Origin of the sequence: Streptomyces flavochromogenes, from assembly GCF_000717595.1 — a bacterium.
GTDB lineage: Bacteria > Actinomycetota > Actinomycetes > Streptomycetales > Streptomycetaceae > Streptomyces > Streptomyces flavochromogenes.
Window position 1 is genome coordinate 33,946 of record NZ_JNZO01000042.1, and the last position, 15,691, is coordinate 49,636.

Sequence of the window (15,691 nt, forward strand, 5' to 3'; positions counted from 1 at the left end):
GTGAGCCCGTCCTCCACCATGCTGGTCCTCGGCATCAGCCATGCCAGCGCCCCGCTCGACCTCCTGGAGAGACTCGCCGGCACCGACCGGCCCGCCGAGGACCTCGTCTCCGACGTCACCTCCGTCGACGGCATCGACGCCGCCGTCGTCGTCTCCACCTGCAACCGCCTGGAGATCTACGCCGAGACCCGGGGCGGCCCCACCGGCCCCGGGGACGCGGGCGAACCGGCAGGGCTCGGCGAACTGACCGGCCTCGGACGGCTGTTCGCCGAGCACACCGGCGTCGACCACGACGAGATCGCCCCACACCTCTACAGCCACCACGCCGACGGAGCCGTACGCCATCTGTTCGCCGTGGCCTCCGGCCTCGAATCGGTCGTGGTCGGCGAGGACCAGATCCTCGGCCAGGTGAAGCTGGGCCTCGAACGGTCCCAGCGGCTCGACCGGACCGGCCGGGTCCTCGCCAAGGCCGTGCAGACCGCCCTGCGGGTCGGCAAGCGGGCCCGCAACGAGACCGGCCTGAACGAGGCCGGCCGCTCGCTCGCCACCGCGGGACTCGGCTTCTTCGAACGCGAAGTCGGCTCCCTGCACGGCAAGACCGCCCTCGTCATCGGCGCGGGAGCCTTCGCCGGGGTCGTCGTCGCCGCGCTGCGCCGCTCAGGACTCGACCGGGTGCACGTCGCCAACCGCACCCCGGAGAAGGCGCAGCGGCTCGCCGAGACCACCGGGGGAGTCGGGTACGACCTGACGGACCTGCCCACGCTGCTCACCGAGGTGGACGTGGTCGTCGGCGCCACCGCCGCCACCGGCCACCTCGTCTCCGCCCGGGACGTCGAGGAGGCGCTCACCGCCCGGGACGGCCGCGAGCTGTTCCTGCTCGACCTGTCCCTGCCGCACAACATCGCCCCCGGCGCGGCCGAACTGCCCGGCGTCACCTTCGTCGACCTCCGCCGGATCGCGGAGGAGGGCCAGGAGGACGAGATCTCGGCGGCCAGCGTCCAGGCCGCGCACGAGCTGATCGACGCGGAGGTCGAGCAGTTCCGCACCGGACTGCGGCTCGCCGGCGCCAAGCCGGTCCTCACCGCGCTGCGGACCGCCGCCACCGAGGCCGCCGAGGCCGAACTCGACCGGCTCGCACGCCGGTTGGACGGCATCGACGGCATCGACGGAACCGTGCGGCGGGAGATCGACCGCAGCGTACGGCGCATCGTCGACAAGGCCCTGCACCAGCCCACCGTCCTGGTGCGGGAACTGGCGGCCGACCCGGACGGCGCCCGGCACATCGCCGCCTTCACCCGCCTCTTCGCGGCGGCCGACGCCGAGAGCGCCGCCGCGGGCAGCACCCCGAACGACCCCGGCGCACAGAACCGCCCGAACGCGCAGAACGACCCGAACGCACAGAACGAGACGAAGATCGAGGCCATCGCATGAGTGACATCTCGGCTCTCTGGGAAGCCGAATCCATCGCCGTCATCGGCGCCAGCGAGCGCCCCGGCGCCCTGGGCCGCAAGCCGCTCGACTACCTCCTCCGGTACGGCTACAAGGGCCGCATCCTGCCGGTCAACCCGCGCTCACCGGAGATCCTCGGCGTCCCCGCGTACCCCAGCGTGAAGGATGCCCCGGGCCCCGTCGACCTGGCACTGATCATGGTCTCCGCCGAACGGGTCCCCGGCGCCGTCGACGACTGCGTGGCCGCCGGCGTCAAGCTCGCCGTCATCGCCTCCTCCGGCTTCGCCGAGACCGGCGAGGAGGGCGCCCGCCTCCAGGAGGAGATCGTCGCCAAGGCCCGCGCCGGCGGCCTGCGGATCATCGGTCCGAACTGCATCGGCGCCGTCGGGTACGAGAACCGCGTCCTCGCCACCTTCAGCCCCCTCTTCGGCGCCGAGTCCGTGCCCTTCGAGCCCGGCACCCTCGCCTTCGTCAGCCAGAGCGGCGCCCTCGGCTTCGGGGCCGCCAGCCTCGCCCTGGAGCGGGGCCTGCGCCCCGGCTGGGTCGTCAGCACCGGCAACGACGCCGACGTCACCGCCCTCGAAGTCCTGCGCGAGCTCGCCACCGTCCCCGAAGTCACCGGCCTGCTCGGCTACCTGGAGGACACCCCGGACATCGGGACCCTCCGTGAACTGGCCGGCTCCGGCAAGCCCGTGGCCCTCCTCAAGTCGGGCCGCACCGAGGCCGGCGGCCGGGCCGCCGCCTCGCACACCGGCGCCCTCGCCACCGACGACCGCGTCCTGGACGCGGCCCTGCGCGGCCTCGGCATCGTCCGTGTCGACGACATCGACGAACTCCTCGACGTGGCACGGGTCTTCGAGTCCGAGCGGCGCCCCACCGGGAACCGCGTCGCCGTGGTCACCACCTCCGGCGGCTCCGGCATCCTCGCCGCCGACGCCGTCGAGGCCCACGGCCTGGAGCTCAGCAGCCTGGAGCCGCGCAGCAAGGAGGCGCTCGCCGAGATCGTCCCCGCCTTCGGGGCCATCGACAACCCCGTCGACATCACGGCCACGGTCCTCAGCGACCCCTCGCTCTTCGACCGCTCCCTCGACGTCCTGATCGCCGACGACACCGTCGACATCATCGTCGCCGCCTTCTGCGTGATGGCCGGACCCGATGTCGAGAAGGCCGTCAACGCCCTCTCCCGGGCGGCCGAGAAGGGCGGCAAGCCCATCCTCGTCGCCCGCACCGGAGCGGACTTCCTCGCCCCCGACGCCCCGCGCGACCTGCGCGAGGCCGGACTCCCCGAGTACCCGACGCCGGCCCGCGCCCTGCGCGCCGCCGCCGCCCTCTGGGAGGTCAGCCGCCCCCGGACCCTGCCGGACGCCCCGCGCCCCGGAACCGTGCCCGGCCCCGGCGCCGAGGCCACCGAGCCCGAGCTGAAGCGGCTCCTCGCCGAGGCCGGGATCGCGGTGCCGAAGGGCCGGATCGCCGAGAGCGCCGAGGACGCGGTGCGCGCCGTGACCGAGGTCGGCGGTACGGCGGTGCTCAAGGCCGTCGTCCCGGGCCTGCTCCACAAGACCGAGGCGGGGGGAGTGGAGATCGGCGTCACCGCCGACACCGCGCCCGAGGTCCACGCCCGGCTCGCCGCACTCGGCGGCCAGGTCCTCGTCGAGGAGCTGATCGACGGGAAGGGCGAGGGTGTCGAGCTGATCGTCGGCGTCCACACCACCGACCTGGGCCCGGTGCTCACCGCCGGTCTCGGGGGGATCTTCACCGAGGTCCTGGACGACGTCGGCCACCGGCTCCTGCCGCTCGCCCCCGGCGAGGGGGCCGCCCTCCTCGGCGGGCTGCGCGGCGCGAGGATACTCGGCGGTGCGCGGGGGCGGGCCGCGGTGGACATCGAGGCCGCCGCCGAACTCCTCCACAAGGTAGGCGAGTTGGTGCAGGACTGGCCCGCCGGCTTCGCCCTGGATCTCAACCCGGTCCGCGTCCTCCCGACGGGCGCCGTCGTCCTCGACGCGGCCCTCGGCTTCGAAGCTCTCCAGGAGGCCGGGCGATGAGCGGCGCAGGGACGGCGAGCAGAGCGCTCTTCGAGCGGGCCCGCCGGGTCACCCCCGGCGGCGTCAACTCCCCGGTGCGCGCCTTCGGGGCCGTCGGCGGCACCCCGCCCTTCATGGCCTCGGCCCAGGGCCCGTACCTCACCGACGCCGACGGCAACGAGTACGTCGACCTGATCTGCTCCTGGGGCCCGATGATCCTGGGCCACCGGCACCCGGCCGTCGTCGAGGCGGTCACCGGTGCCCTGGCACGCGGCACCTCCTTCGGCGCGCCGTCCACCGGGGAGGTCGAGCTCGCCGAGGAGATCGTCGATCGGGTCGCCCCGGTCGAGCAGGTCCGCCTCGTCAGCTCCGGCACCGAGGCGACGATGTCGGCGATCCGACTCGCCCGCGGCTTCACCGGACGCGGCAAGATCGTGAAGTTCGTCGGCTGCTACCACGGTCACGTGGACGCGCTCCTCGCCTCGGCCGGCTCCGGTCTCGCCACCTTCGCCCTCCCCGACACCCCGGGCGTCACCGGAGCCCAGGCGAGCGACACGATCGTCCTGCCGTACAACGACCTGGCCTCCGTCGAGAAGGTCTTCGCCGAGATCGGCGACGAGATCGCCGCCGTGATCACGGAGGCCGCCCCCGGCAACATGGGCGCCGTGCCGCCGCTGCCCGGCTTCAACGCGGGCCTGAAGGAGATCACTTCACGGCACGGGGCGCTCTTCGTCTCCGACGAGGTGATGACCGGCTTCCGGGCCAGCCGCTCCGGCTGGTACGGCCGGGACGGCGTCGCCCCCGACCTGCTGACCTTCGGCAAGGTCATGGGCGGCGGCTTCCCCGCGGCGGCCTTCGGCGGGCGTGCCGACGTGATGGCCCACCTGGCCCCGGCCGGGCCCGTCTACCAGGCGGGCACGCTCTCGGGGAACCCGGTCGCCACCGCCGCCGGCCTCGCCACCCTCCGGCACAGCACCTCCGAGGTGTACGAGCGGCTCGACGAGGTCTCGGCGACGCTCGGCCGCGAGGTCTCGGCGGCTCTGACCAAGGAGGGCGTGGCGCACCGGGTCCAGTACTCGGGCACGATGTTCTCGGTCTTCTTCACCGAGGACGAGGTCGTCGACTTCGACGGGGTCCGCGCCACGGAGTCGTACCGCTACACGCCCTTCTTCCACGAGCTCCTGCGTCGTGGTGTCTATCTGCCGCCCTCGCCCTTCGAGGCCTGGTTCATCTCGGCCTCGCACGACGACCGGGCGGTGAGCCGGGTGGTCGAGGCACTGCCGGCGGCGGCCGCGGCGGCCGCCGCGGCGACGCCCTGACGTCAGGGCCGTGGGCGAGAGATCGGAAAGCCCCCGTGGCAGGGACCACGGGGGCTTTCCCCTTCGCATCGGGACGGATCCACGTCGGCAGGGATCCGCTTCGGTGGAGATCCACTGCGGTGGAGATCCGCTTCTTGACGGGCTACGAGGCGAGGTTCACCCGCACCTCGACATTCCCCCGGATCGCCTTCGAGTAGGGGCAGCGCCCGTGCGCCGCGTCGGCCAGGCGACGGGCCTCTTCGGCGTCGAATCCGGGGAGTTCGACGGTGAGGACGACCGACAGATGGAATCCGCTCTCCTCCTTGTGGAGCGCCACCTCGGCGAGGACCGTGTCGCCCGTCAGCGCGAGCCTGGACTCGCGTGCGGAGACCCGGAGCGCGCTGTGGAAGCAGGCGGCGTAGCCGGCGGCGAAGAGCTGCTCGGGGTTGGTCGCGGTGCCGGACCCTCCCACGGCCTTGGGACTCGACAGCGGAAGGTCGAGCAGCCCGTCGGAGGAACGCACGGCGCCGTTGCGCCCGTCTCCGGTGGAGGTGACCTCGGCGGTGTAGACGACGGCCATTTCGTCATGCCTTTCGACATCGGGAAAGGGGGAATTCCCTCAGTCTCGGGTGCCGTCGAATTCCGGACGCTACGGATGTCCGCAGTTCCTTCCGGCGCCCTCCGGAATAGCGTGGAAAGCATCACAGACCGTTGGACACGAGGGAGTTGGCCATGGCGGGACCGCTGACCGGAGTGCGCGTACTGGAATTCGCGGGCTCGGCTCCGACGGCGTTCGTCGGAACCGTTCTCTCGGGGCTCGGTGCCGATGTCGTACGGGTCGACCGGGCGCCCGGAGAGGCCGCCGGCCCCGACGCGCCGCGCCCCGCGGAGAACCCGCTCTCCCGCGGCCGCCGTTCGGTCGCCGTGGACCTCAAGAGCCCCGAGGGCGTCGAGCAGGCCCTGTCGCTCGTCGAGCACGCGGACATCCTGGTCGAGGGCTTCCGCCCCGGCGTCGCCGACCGGCTCGGCATCGGGCCGGAGGCGGCCCACGCGCGCAACCCGCGCCTCGTGTACGGGCGGGTCAGCGGCTGGGGCCAGCAGGGCGAGTGGGCGGGGCGCGCCGCCCACGACCTGGCCGTCCTGGCCCTGACCGGGGCGCTGGACGTCGACCCGGCCACCGGGGACCCGGTGCTCCCGCCGACCGCGTACCTCTCCAGCTTCGCCGGCGGCGCCAACGCCCATGTGCAGGGGCTGCTCGCCGCGCTCCACGAGCGGGAGCGCTCGGGCCGGGGCCAGGTCGTCGACACCGCGCTCGCGGACGGCGCCGCCCTGATCTCCACGCTGATCCACCAGTGGCGCGAGGTCCCCGGCAACCACACCGTCACCGACGCCCCGCACTACTCGCTCTACCGGGCCGCCGACGGCCGCCACCTCGCGGTCGCCGCCATCGAGCCCCGGCTCTACCGGAACCTCCTGGAGCAGTTGGGCCTCACGGACGCCGGGGCCCTCGCCGAGGACGGCGGCCTCCCGGACCGCTCCGACCCGGCGGCCTGGCCCGCGCTGCGCGAACTGATCGCGGCCCGTTTCGCGACCCGGGACCGTGAGCACTGGGTGAAGGTCTTCGACGCCGTGGACGCGGGGGTGACCCCGGTCCTCACGGCCGCGGAGGCCGCCGCACACCACCAACTCGCGGCCCGCGGGGCCTTCGTGGGGGTCGGCGACAGCGCCACCCTCCAGCCCGCCCCGCCCTCCCGCTTCGACCGCACCCCCGCCGAGGCCCCGGGCCGCGCGCCCCTCCCCGGCGAACACACGGAGGAGGTCCTCGCCGAGTGGCGGGGGTGAACCCGGCCGAGTGGGGCGGGTGACCGCCTCGCTCGCCGGCATCCCGGAGCGGGCTCCGCCCACCGTCGGCGCCGCCTACCGCCGCTGTTCCCCCACCGGTACCGCCACCGGCGGGCCCGGCTGCCGGACCTCGTCCGAGCCGGCCGCGTGCCGGCCGCGCGTCCCCGGGCCGAGGCCGCCCGGCCACCAGTTCCACCGGCCGAGTGCCGTCATCAGGGCCGGCAGCACGTAGATCCGGATCACCACCGCGTCGAGCAGGATCGCCGCCGCCAGGCCGACGCCCAGCTGCTTGAACTCCACCATGCTGAGCGTGCCGAACACGGCGAACACGGCCACCATGACGATCGCCGCGCCGGTGACGACACCGGCGGAGCGGGTGATGCCGTCGCGGACGGCGTCGCGGACGCCGGCGCCGTCGAGGGCGGCCTCGCGGATCCGGCTCACGACGAACACGTGGTAGTCCATCGAGAGTCCGAAGAGGACCACGAAGAGGAACAGCGGGAGCCAGGAGACGACCGCCCCCGAGCTGTGGAAGTCGAGCACGCCCTCGGCCCAGGTGTGCTGGAAGACCGCGACGAGGACGCCGAAGGAGGCGGCCGCCGACAGCAGGTTCAGGAGGATCGCGGAGAGCGCCACGGCCAGGGAGCGGAAGATGACGGCCATGGTGACGAAGGTCAGCAGCAGGACGAAGCCGACCACCCACGGCATCCGGTCCTTCAGGTGGCCGGTGAAGTCGACCCCCTGGGCGACCTTGCCGCCGACCGCGCCCTCGGCACCCCGGACGGGGGCGATCGCCTCGGGCACCCAGGCCCGCAGCAGTTCGAGGGACTCGCGTGCCCCGTCGCTCCTCGGCGAGTGAGGCGTGCCGACGGCGACGGTGTGCACGCGCTTGTCGGCCGACGCGCGGATCGAGGGCGTGCGGTCGTGGGCGAACAGATCCCGTCCCTCGGTGCGGCTCAGCAGGGCCCTGAGCGCATCCTCGACCTCGCCGGCCCGCCCGGCGGGGGCCCGCACGGCCACCTGGTGCACGGTGCCCTTGCCGGGGAAGGCGGCGGTCAGCCGGTCCATGGCCCGGACGACCGGGATGTCGCGCGACAGATCGTCGGAGCCGGGCTGCTTCAGCCGCATGTCGAGCGCCGGCAGGGCGAGGGCGAGCAGGGCGCCGACGGAGACCACGAGCGTGAGCGCGGGCCGTACGAGCGCGGGGCGCAGAAGCACGGGCCAGAGCCGGGATCCGGTGGAGCGCATGGTGAGCCGCCACAGGAGCGGCACCCTGGGACGGTCGACCCAGCGGCCGAGCTTGGCGAGGAGCGCGGGCAGCACGGTCAGCGAGGCCAGGACGGCGACGGCCACGACGATGATCGACCCGGTGGCCAGGGAGGCGAACGTGGCCTCCTGGGCGAGGTAGAGGCCGGCCATCGAGACCATGACGGTGATGCCGGAGACGACGACCGTGTGCCCCGAGGTCTCGGCGGCGATCTCGATGGCGTCGAGGTGCGAGGCGCCCTTCCGGCGTTCCTCACGCTCCCGCTTCAGATGGAAGAGCGAGTAGTCGACGCCGACGGCCATGCCCAGGAGCAGGATGACGTTGCTGACGGCGCTGGTCTCGGGCAGTACGTGCGAGGCGAGGGCCGACAGGCCGATCGCGGCGCCGACGCTGGACAGGGCGAGCAGGACCGGCACACCGGCGGCGATGATCGCGCCGAAGACGACGAGCAGGATCAGCAGGGTCAGCGGCAGGCTGATCAGCTCGGCCTTCCTGAAGTCCTCGCCGAGGGTCTCGCCGAGCCCCTTGGCGGTGGAGCCGGTGCCGATCTGTTCGATCCTGATGCCCTCGTGGGCCTTCTCGGTGGCCGCGCTCGCGTCGAGCAGCGGCTGGACCCGGGTGTCGGCGTTCTCCGTGTCGCCCTTCATGGTCACCGGGAGCAGCAGCGCCTTGCCGTCGGGGGAGGGGACGGCGGCGCCGACGCTCTCCACCTCGGTGAGGGCCTTCATCCTCCCGGCGAGCTCCGCGGCGGCCTTCCGTGCGGTGGCGAGGTCGAGCGTTCCGTCGCTCGTGGCGGTGATGAGGACGTTCTCCTCGGGCTTCTCGGTGAAATGCCCCGAGGCCGTGATCCGGCCCGCTCGGCCGGACTCGCCGACCCCCGACTCCTCGTCGCTGATCTTCTGTGCTCCGGCGGTTCCGCCGAGGACCAGGCAGAGCGTGACGAAGACCACCCACAGCCCGATGGCGGACCACGGATGCGTGGCACTCCATCGAGCGATCCGTACCGTCGCCGGTTTCCTTCGCATGTGCGGTTCCCTCCCGTTGGCTTCGCGTCTGCGCGACGGGAGAAACGCTATGCACGGCGGAATGACGGGAGTACGAGGTAAACCGGTGCGGTTTCCCGTAACGGCTGGACGGGAATTCCCGGCGCTACGACTCCAGGTAGCGGAGCACCGCGAGGATCCGCCGGCTGTAGCCGGTGGTGTGAGTCAGCTCCAGTTTGTCGAAGACGGTGTTGAGGTTCTTCTCCACCGAACTCAGCGAGATGTGCAGCTTCTGCGCGATGGCCGCGTTCGTGTGCCCCTCCGCGAGCGCCTCCAGGACCGTCCGCTCCCGGGGCGTCAGCGGCGCGAGCGGATCCCCGTGGGTGGTCCGGATGACCAACTGCCGTACGACCTCCGGGTCGATGGCGGCCCCGCCGGCATGGATCCGCTCCAGCGCGTCGAGGAACTCCTCGACCTGCGCCACCCGGTCCTTGAGGAGATAGCCGACCCGCTCGGCGTTGGACGCGAGGAGCTGGGCGGCGTAATGGCGCTCGATGTGCTGCGAGAGCACGAGCACGCTCACCTCCGGCCAGCGCTCACGGATCTCGACGGCCGCCCGCAGCCCCTCGTCCGTATGGGTCGGGGGCATCCGGATGTCGACGACGACGACGTCCGGCCGTCGCTCCTCGACCTCCTTGAGCAGTGTCACCGCGTCCCCGAGCGCCGCCAGGACCTCGTGGCCCTCCTCGGCGAGCAGCCTGACCAGGCCCTCACGCAGCAGGGTCGAGTCTTCGGCAAGGATTACGCGCACGGCAGCTCCGCGGTGATGGTGGTCGGTCCCCCGAGGGGGCTGTGGATGTGCAGCACGCCGTCGAGCGCGGCCACCCGGCTGCGCAACCCGGTCAGGCCGCTGCCGGTCTCGCTCGCGCCGCCCGTGCCGTCGTCCTCGACCCGTACGGTGAGCCGCGCCCCGTCGAGGGCCACGGTCACCGAGATCGCCGAGGCGGAGGAGTGCTTGGCCGCGTTCGTCACGGACTCCGACACCACGAAGTAGGCGGCGGTCTCGACCGGCCGGGGCAGCGGCGCGGCCACCTCGAAACGGGTCCGCAGCGGGATGCCGCTCCGCTCCGCGACGCCGCCGATCGCCTCTTCGAGCCCGAGGCTGTCGAGCGCCGACGGGTACACCCGCCAGGCCACCTCGCGCAGTTCGGTCAGCACGCCCTGGGACTCCTCGTGCGCCTGGAGCAGCAGGGCGTCGGCCTGCTCGGGACGGCGGCCGCGGCGGGCCCGCCCGATCAGCATGGCCAGCGCCACCAGGCGCTGCTGGACCCCGTCGTGGAGATCGCGCTCGATGCGCCGCCGTTCGGCGTCCACGGCCTCGACGACGGCGGCCCGGCTGGCGGCGAGTTCGTCGATACGGCGCTGGAGCAGCTCCCGCTCGGAGGGACCGAAGCACTCACGGGCGATACGGGCGTCGAGCGCGGCCAACGCGTACAGCCCCTGGAGGTCGAGGAAGAGGAGCACGCCGCCGAGCAGGACCTGGGTGAGCAGTTCGTCCCAGTCGAGCGTGCCCCGTCCCGCGCCGTACGCCAGGATGCCGGCCAGGACGGCGCCGAGGACGAGCAGCGCGATCACGACCGCGCAGAGCAGGCCCGCGTAACTGCGGACGGCGAGGTAGCGCAGGATCTTCCGGTCCGAGGCCTTGTAGTGCCCGGGGAAGAGATCGCCGAAGAAGGCGGAGCGGCGGGCCCGTTCGACGGTGACCAGGCGCCGGGCGCCGCCCATCAGGATCCCCAGGGCGCTGGAGCGGGTGCGCGGCCAGAGGAGGAACGGGCCCAGGGCCGTACCGACGACGAGGAAGTAGAAGGCGCCGAGCAGCGCGGTCGCGCAGCCGAGGAGGGTCCCCAGGCCGCGGCGGGGCCAGGACGGGACGGTCGTACGGGTGACGGGCCCGTCCACACCCGTGTCGTTCCCGGTAGCCCCTGCATCCCCGTGCACGGGGCCCGACACTAATGCGCCCGCACAGCCCGGGCAAGATCGCCAGGGCTGTGCGGGAAGCGGTGCCGTACCGGTGGGGCGGGAGTCGCGGGTCACGACGCGCGCCGGTGCTGGGCGGCCCGGCTCCGGCCGCGCAGCCGGACCGCCACGTAGGCCGCCAAGCCGACGACGACCATGACGAGCACCGCCTTCGACAGGACTCCCACGTACGTCTCCACGAGGTCCCAGCGGTCGCCCAGCCAGTAGCCGGCCATCACGAGGACGCTGTTCCAGACGAGGCTGCCGAGCGTGGTGAGCATGACGAAGAGCGGCATCGGCATCCGCTCGACACCGGCGGGCACCGAGATCAGGCTCCGGAAGATCGGCACCATGCGCCCGAGGAAGACGGCCTTGGTGCCGTGCTTGGAGAACCACTCCTCGGTACGGACCAGGTCCGAGGACTTCACCAGGGGCAGCCTCCGCCAGATCGCGTGCATCCGGTCCCGGCCGAAGAGCACCCCGATCCAGTAGAGGGCCACCGCGCCGACCACCGAACCGAGCGTCGTCCAGAACAGTGCGGAGGCCAGGCTCAGCACCCCCTGACCGGCGGCGAAACCGGTCAGCGGCAGGATCACCTCGCTGGGCAGCGGGGGGAAGAGGTTCTCCAGGGCGATGGCGAGCCCGGCTCCCGGGCCGCCCATCGTGTCGACGAGCCCGGCCGCCCAGCCGGCGACGCCGTCGGCGGGCTGCTGGGCGATCGCCATGGTCGTGAGGTCAGGGTTCATGACAGGACTCCAAGCCGGCCGGGAGGGTGCGGGGCGGGTGCTCCGCTCTTCTCCCTCGAACCTAGGAACCGCAGCTCAGCGCCGGTATGAGGGTTCCCGCCCACCCCGGTGCGGTTCCCCGTACGTCCGACCCTGCGGAAAACCGCGGGGTCGCGGGTGCGCGGCCGGCTCCCGGCGGGACCCGGCTCCCCGGTCCTGCTGCCCGGCCCGGCTCCGCGGCGGGACCCGGCTCTCCGGTCCGGCTCCTCGGTCCGGCTCTCCGGTCCGGCTCTCCGGCCCGGCTCTCCGGCCCGGCTCTCCGGCCCGGCTCCTCGGTCCGGCCGGAGGCCCTCCGGGGACCGCCTACCCTTGGACGCATGACGAGCAGCAGCGACCGGAGCACCGCAGTGAGCGTTGACGGCACCAAGACCTATGAGATCCGCACCTACGGGTGCCAGATGAACGTCCACGACTCCGAGCGGCTCTCCGGTCTGCTGGAAGAGGCGGGTTACGTCAAGGCCCCCAAGGGCTCCGACGGGGACGCCGACGTCGTCGTCTTCAACACCTGCGCGGTCCGCGAGAACGCCGACAACAAGCTGTACGGCAACCTCGGCCGGCTCGCCCCGATGAAGACCACGCGCCCCGGCATGCAGATCGCCGTCGGCGGCTGTCTCGCGCAGAAGGACCGCGAGACGATCGTCTCCAAGGCCCCCTGGGTCGACGTGGTCTTCGGCACGCACAACATCGGCAAGCTGCCCGTTCTCCTGGAGCGCGCCCGCGTGCAGGAGGAGGCCCAGATCGAGATCGCCGAGTCGCTGGAGGCCTTCCCCTCGACGCTGCCGACCCGCCGCGAGTCCGCGTACGCCGCCTGGGTCTCGATCTCCGTGGGCTGCAACAACACCTGCACCTTCTGCATCGTCCCCGCCCTGCGCGGCAAGGAGGAGGACCGCCGCCCCGGCGACATCCTCGCCGAGATCGAGGCGCTGGTCGCCGAGGGCGTCTCCGAGATCACCCTGCTCGGCCAGAACGTCAACGCGTACGGCTCCGACCTCGGCGACCGCGAGGCCTTCTCCAAGCTGCTGCGCGCCTGCGGACAGATCGAGGGCCTGGAGCGGGTCCGCTTCACCTCCCCGCACCCCCGCGACTTCACCGACGACGTGATCGCGGCGATGGCCGAGACGCCGAACGTCATGCCGCAGCTCCACATGCCGATGCAGTCGGGCTCGGACACGATCCTCCGGGCGATGCGCCGCTCCTACCGGCAGGAGCGTTTCCTCGGGATCATCGAGAAGGTCCGCGCGGCCATCCCGCACGCCGCCATCTCCACCGACATCATCGTGGGCTTCCCCGGCGAGACCGAGGAGGACTTCGAGCAGACCATGCACGCCGTCCGCGAGGCCCGCTTCGCGAACGCCTTCACCTTCCAGTACTCCAAGCGCCCCGGGACCCCGGCGGCCGACATGGACGGCCAGATCCCCAAGGAGGTCGTGCAGGAGCGCTACATGCGGCTCGTCGCCCTCCAGGAGGAGATCTCCTGGGCGGAGAACAAGAAGCAGGTCGGCCGCACCCTGGAGGTCATGGTCGCCGAGGGCGAGGGCCGCAAGGACGGTGCCACGGACCGCCTCTCGGGCCGCGCCCCCGACAACCGGCTCGTCCACTTCACCAAGCCGGAGGAGGACGTCCGCCCCGGCGACGTCGTGACCGTCGAGATCACGTACGCCGCCCCGCACCACCTGCTCGCCGAGGGCCCCGTCACGTCGGTGCGCCGCACCCGCGCCGGCGACGCCTGGGAGAAGCGCACCACCGCGGCCGCCGCCAAGCCGGCGGGCGTGCTGCTCGGGCTGCCGAAGATCGGGGTCCCGGAGCCGCTCCCGGCGGCCGAGGTCCCGGCCTGCGGCAGCCACTGAAACCGTTCGCCCCCGGGGGGACCGCATGGAGAAGTGGATCGTCTACGCGCAGTACGGGTCGGGTGACTCCTACTTCACCGAGACGGTCTCCCGGGTGACCGGCACCCGGGAGGACGCCCGGGAGGCGCTGCTCGCCGCCACCAGGACATACCGCGAGCCCATGCGGGAGAAGTGGCGCGAGGTGTACCGCATGCCGGGCGGCGACAGCTACCTGGTGATCGTCAAGGGCGCGGTGACGCTGTCCGAGATCACGATGGGCATCGCCGAGCTGGTCCACGACTCGAAGGCCGGGGCTTCCGAGTAGCCGCGCGCCGGGGCGGACGGCGTGTCAGGGCAGGCGGAGAACCCGGTTCCGCGGGCGGAGGCGGACGGCATGTCAGGCACGTGGGAAGCCGGCTCCGCGCGCCGGGGCGGACGGCGTGTCACGGCAGGCGGAGAACCCGGTTCCGCGGGCGGGGCGCAGTAGGCTGCCGATCATGCTTGTCGCCGCCGCCGTCTGCCCCTGCCCGCCGCTCCTCGTGCCCGAGGTCGCGACCGGCGCCGCCCCCGAGCTGGACGCCGCGCGGGCGGCCTGTACGGATGCCGTCGGGCTGCTCGCCGCGGCGCGCCCCGACCGGCTGTACGTCGTCGGGCCGGCCGACGAGGGCGCCCACGGCGTCTTCCCCGCGGGTTCGACCGGCTCCTTCGCGGGCTTCGGCGTCGATCTCTCCGTACGGCTCGGCGACTCCGTACCCCCGGGCGGGGGAGCCGCCGCCGACGGCGCGGGCCGGCCTGCCGCCGACCGCCCCCTGCCCGCCTCCCTCGCCGTCGGCGCCTGGCTGCTGGGCAGGGCAGCGTGGGCCGACGCGCCCATCGAGGGCCTGGGCGTCGAGCCGATGGCGACTCCGGACGTCTGCGCCGGGATCGGCCGCGGCCTCGCCGACTCGGCCGAGCGGGTCGCCCTCCTGGTGATGGGCGACGGCAGTGCCTGCCGGACCGTGAAGGCCCCGGGCTACCTCGACGAACGGGCCGCCGGCTTCGACGCGGAGGCCGCCCGCGCCCTCGGCACGGCCGACGCGGCCGCGCTGCTCGCCCTGGAGCCGGAGCTCGCGTACGAGCTGAAGGCGGCCGGCCGCGCCTCCTGGCAGGTCCTCGCGGGCGCCGCCGAGGACGCGGACCTCGACGGACGGCTGCTCCTCGAGGACGCCCCGTACGGCGTCGGGTACTTCGTGGCCGCCTGGTCCTGAGGCCTCGGCACGGACCCGCGGAAACGGCGGACGGCCGCGGAGCGAGGTGCTCCGCGGCCGTCCGCCGTGCGGAGGGACTGTCGGGTGACGCCGGACGTCAGGCGCTCGGCGGCGGTGTCGTGCCGCCACTGCCGGGCGGGGGGCCTGCGGTCCCGGGGAAGGGGCCGTCGCCGTGCGTGGGGCCTGCGGTCCCGGGGAAGGGGCCGTCGCCGTGCGTGGGGCCTGCGGTCCCGGGGAAGGGGCCGTCGCCGGGCGTGGGGCCTGTCCCGGGGGCGCCCCCGCTCCCCGGCGTGCCGTCGTCCTTGTGACCGATCCGGTCCAGCGCGTCCTTGGCCTTGTCCGTACCGGAATGGATCTTGTCGCTGTACTTGCCCTTGGTCTTCTCGTCGACCAGCTTCGCGGCCTTCTCGATGCCGTGATCGATCTTGCCGCCGTGCTGCTGCGCGAGGTCGGCGACCTTGTCCTTGGCCGGGGCGAGCTTTGCCTTCAGCGAATCCAGGAGACCCATGGGGCACCTTCCCTCCGAGGACCCCCGAGGAGTCCGTCTTCCGCGTGCTGCCTACTGACGTGCACCTTCGCCGGCCTCGTTGTCCGCGGCGGCCTCGGCGGACTGCTGCTTCGGGATCTCGACGACATCCACGACCTCCGAGGAGACCGCTCCGGTCTCCACCTCGTCCGCGTCGACGCCGTCCGCCTCCGCGGTCGCGGCGTTCGCCGTGTCGACCCCGGCTCCGGTCGCCGCCTCCGGGGCGTCCGTTCCGGTCTCCGTCTCCGTGTCGCCGTCCTCCGCCGGAGCGACGGCCCCGGTCTCCGTCTCCTCCGACGGAACCGCGGCCGCATCCTGCTTCTTACGGCGAAACATTGCAAAAACGCCCATATTCACTCCATAGCGTACTCGGATGGGAGGGATTCCGTGATGATCGACGGCCGGAACCTCGCAACAGGCAACGAAGCCGG

Annotated in this window: 14 protein-coding genes; 7 read left to right on the top strand and 7 right to left on the bottom strand. The window is 73.1% G+C overall.

The window, feature by feature from the left end:
- The 3 genes from hemA to hemL are packed head-to-tail and all read left to right on the top strand — an operon-like array spanning position 1 to position 4,789.
- Positions 1 to 1,431: a glutamyl-tRNA reductase gene (hemA, locus tag IF00_RS0136555; protein ID WP_030325715.1), complete on the top strand. Its 1,431-nt coding sequence runs from the start codon at positions 1 to 3 to the stop codon at positions 1,429 to 1,431.
- Positions 1,428 to 3,491: an acetate--CoA ligase family protein gene (locus IF00_RS0136560; RefSeq protein WP_030325717.1), complete on the top strand. Its 2,064-nt coding sequence runs from the start codon at positions 1,428 to 1,430 to the stop codon at positions 3,489 to 3,491. Before hemA ends, IF00_RS0136560 begins: the two co-directional genes overlap by 4 nt.
- Complete coding sequence (gene hemL / locus IF00_RS0136565; protein WP_030325718.1) at positions 3,488 to 4,789, top strand: glutamate-1-semialdehyde 2,1-aminomutase; 1,302 nt, start codon at positions 3,488 to 3,490, stop codon at positions 4,787 to 4,789. The genes IF00_RS0136560 and hemL overlap by 4 nt, the downstream gene beginning before the upstream one ends.
- 142 nt (positions 4,790 to 4,931) lie before the next feature.
- On the opposite strand, the gene IF00_RS0136570 is transcribed toward hemL, so the two are convergent.
- A complete protein-coding gene (locus IF00_RS0136570) occupies positions 4,932 to 5,348 on the bottom strand; it encodes an organic hydroperoxide resistance protein (RefSeq protein WP_030325720.1) in 417 nt (138 codons plus the stop codon).
- Between the two features lie 152 nt (positions 5,349 to 5,500).
- Here IF00_RS0136570 and IF00_RS0136575 point away from each other — a divergent pair, with 152 nt between their 5' ends.
- Positions 5,501 to 6,610 (top strand): CaiB/BaiF CoA transferase family protein, encoded by a 1,110-nt coding sequence (locus tag IF00_RS0136575; protein WP_030325722.1) that lies wholly within the window; start codon positions 5,501 to 5,503, stop codon positions 6,608 to 6,610.
- Positions 6,611 to 6,685: 75 nt separating this feature from the next.
- Here IF00_RS0136575 and IF00_RS0136580 read toward each other — a convergent pair whose 3' ends face one another.
- The 4 genes from IF00_RS0136580 to IF00_RS0136595 all read right to left on the bottom strand — a co-directional run bounded on the left by IF00_RS0136580 (position 6,686) and on the right by IF00_RS0136595 (position 11,622).
- Complete coding sequence (locus tag IF00_RS0136580) at positions 6,686 to 8,902, bottom strand: MMPL family transporter (RefSeq protein ID WP_078944994.1); 2,217 nt, start codon at positions 8,900 to 8,902, stop codon at positions 6,686 to 6,688.
- 124 nt (positions 8,903 to 9,026) lie between these two features.
- Entirely contained in the window at positions 9,027 to 9,671 is a 645-nt protein-coding gene (locus IF00_RS0136585; RefSeq protein WP_030325726.1) for a response regulator, read from the bottom strand.
- Complete coding sequence (locus tag IF00_RS0136590) at positions 9,662 to 10,819, bottom strand: sensor histidine kinase (RefSeq protein ID WP_051820794.1); 1,158 nt, start codon at positions 10,817 to 10,819, stop codon at positions 9,662 to 9,664. The genes IF00_RS0136585 and IF00_RS0136590 overlap by 10 nt, the downstream gene beginning before the upstream one ends.
- 131 nt (positions 10,820 to 10,950) lie before the next feature.
- Complete coding sequence (locus tag IF00_RS0136595; RefSeq protein WP_030325730.1) at positions 10,951 to 11,622, bottom strand: DedA family protein; 672 nt, start codon at positions 11,620 to 11,622, stop codon at positions 10,951 to 10,953.
- A 356-nt stretch (positions 11,623 to 11,978) separates the two neighbouring features.
- Here IF00_RS0136595 and miaB point away from each other — a divergent pair, with 356 nt between their 5' ends.
- The 3 genes from miaB (at position 11,979) to IF00_RS0136610 (ending at position 14,734) form a co-directional block, all read left to right on the top strand.
- Positions 11,979 to 13,508, top strand: coding sequence for a tRNA (N6-isopentenyl adenosine(37)-C2)-methylthiotransferase MiaB (gene miaB / locus IF00_RS0136600; RefSeq protein ID WP_051820795.1), 1,530 nt, complete (start codon positions 11,979 to 11,981; stop codon positions 13,506 to 13,508).
- A 25-nt stretch (positions 13,509 to 13,533) separates the two neighbouring features.
- Positions 13,534 to 13,812 carry a hypothetical protein gene (locus IF00_RS0136605; RefSeq protein WP_030325738.1) on the top strand — a complete coding sequence of 93 codons (279 nt, stop codon included), beginning with the start codon at positions 13,534 to 13,536 and terminating at the stop codon, positions 13,810 to 13,812.
- 172 nt (positions 13,813 to 13,984) lie between these two features.
- Positions 13,985 to 14,734 (top strand): class III extradiol dioxygenase subunit B-like domain-containing protein, encoded by a 750-nt coding sequence (locus IF00_RS0136610; protein WP_030325740.1) that lies wholly within the window; start codon positions 13,985 to 13,987, stop codon positions 14,732 to 14,734.
- Positions 14,735 to 14,831: 97 nt separating this feature from the next.
- Here IF00_RS0136610 and IF00_RS0136615 read toward each other — a convergent pair whose 3' ends face one another.
- Both IF00_RS0136615 and IF00_RS0136620 read right to left on the bottom strand, forming a co-directional pair.
- The gene (locus IF00_RS0136615; protein WP_030325742.1) at positions 14,832 to 15,242 is read right to left on the bottom strand and encodes an antitoxin; all 411 of its coding nucleotides are present in this window, start codon (positions 15,240 to 15,242) and stop codon (positions 14,832 to 14,834) included.
- A gap of 51 nt (positions 15,243 to 15,293) precedes the next feature.
- Positions 15,294 to 15,596 carry a hypothetical protein gene (locus tag IF00_RS0136620; RefSeq protein ID WP_051820797.1) on the bottom strand — a complete coding sequence of 101 codons (303 nt, stop codon included), beginning with the start codon at positions 15,594 to 15,596 and terminating at the stop codon, positions 15,294 to 15,296.
- Positions 15,597 to 15,691: the final 95 nt, after the last annotated feature.

What these genes read in the sequence shown, in the direction of transcription:
- IF00_RS0136610 (WP_030325740.1), top strand. Translation starts at nt 13,985, where the DNA reads ATGCTTGTCGCCGCCGCCGTCTGCCCCTGCCCGCCGCTCCTCGTGCCC.
- IF00_RS0136620 (WP_051820797.1), bottom strand. Translation starts at nt 15,596, where the DNA reads ATGTTTCGCCGTAAGAAGCAGGATGCGGCCGCGGTTCCGTCGGAGGAG.
- IF00_RS0136570 (WP_030325720.1), bottom strand. Translation starts at nt 5,348, where the DNA reads ATGGCCGTCGTCTACACCGCCGAGGTCACCTCCACCGGAGACGGGCGC.
- hemL (WP_030325718.1), top strand. Translation starts at nt 3,488, where the DNA reads ATGAGCGGCGCAGGGACGGCGAGCAGAGCGCTCTTCGAGCGGGCCCGC.
- IF00_RS0136595 (WP_030325730.1), bottom strand. Translation starts at nt 11,622, where the DNA reads ATGAACCCTGACCTCACGACCATGGCGATCGCCCAGCAGCCCGCCGAC.
- IF00_RS0136580 (WP_078944994.1), bottom strand. Translation starts at nt 8,902, where the DNA reads ATGCGAAGGAAACCGGCGACGGTACGGATCGCTCGATGGAGTGCCACG.
- IF00_RS0136575 (WP_030325722.1), top strand. Translation starts at nt 5,501, where the DNA reads ATGGCGGGACCGCTGACCGGAGTGCGCGTACTGGAATTCGCGGGCTCG.
- IF00_RS0136615 (WP_030325742.1), bottom strand. Translation starts at nt 15,242, where the DNA reads ATGGGTCTCCTGGATTCGCTGAAGGCAAAGCTCGCCCCGGCCAAGGAC.
- miaB (WP_051820795.1), top strand. Translation starts at nt 11,979, where the DNA reads ATGACGAGCAGCAGCGACCGGAGCACCGCAGTGAGCGTTGACGGCACC.
- IF00_RS0136605 (WP_030325738.1), top strand. Translation starts at nt 13,534, where the DNA reads ATGGAGAAGTGGATCGTCTACGCGCAGTACGGGTCGGGTGACTCCTAC.
- IF00_RS0136560 (WP_030325717.1), top strand. Translation starts at nt 1,428, where the DNA reads ATGAGTGACATCTCGGCTCTCTGGGAAGCCGAATCCATCGCCGTCATC.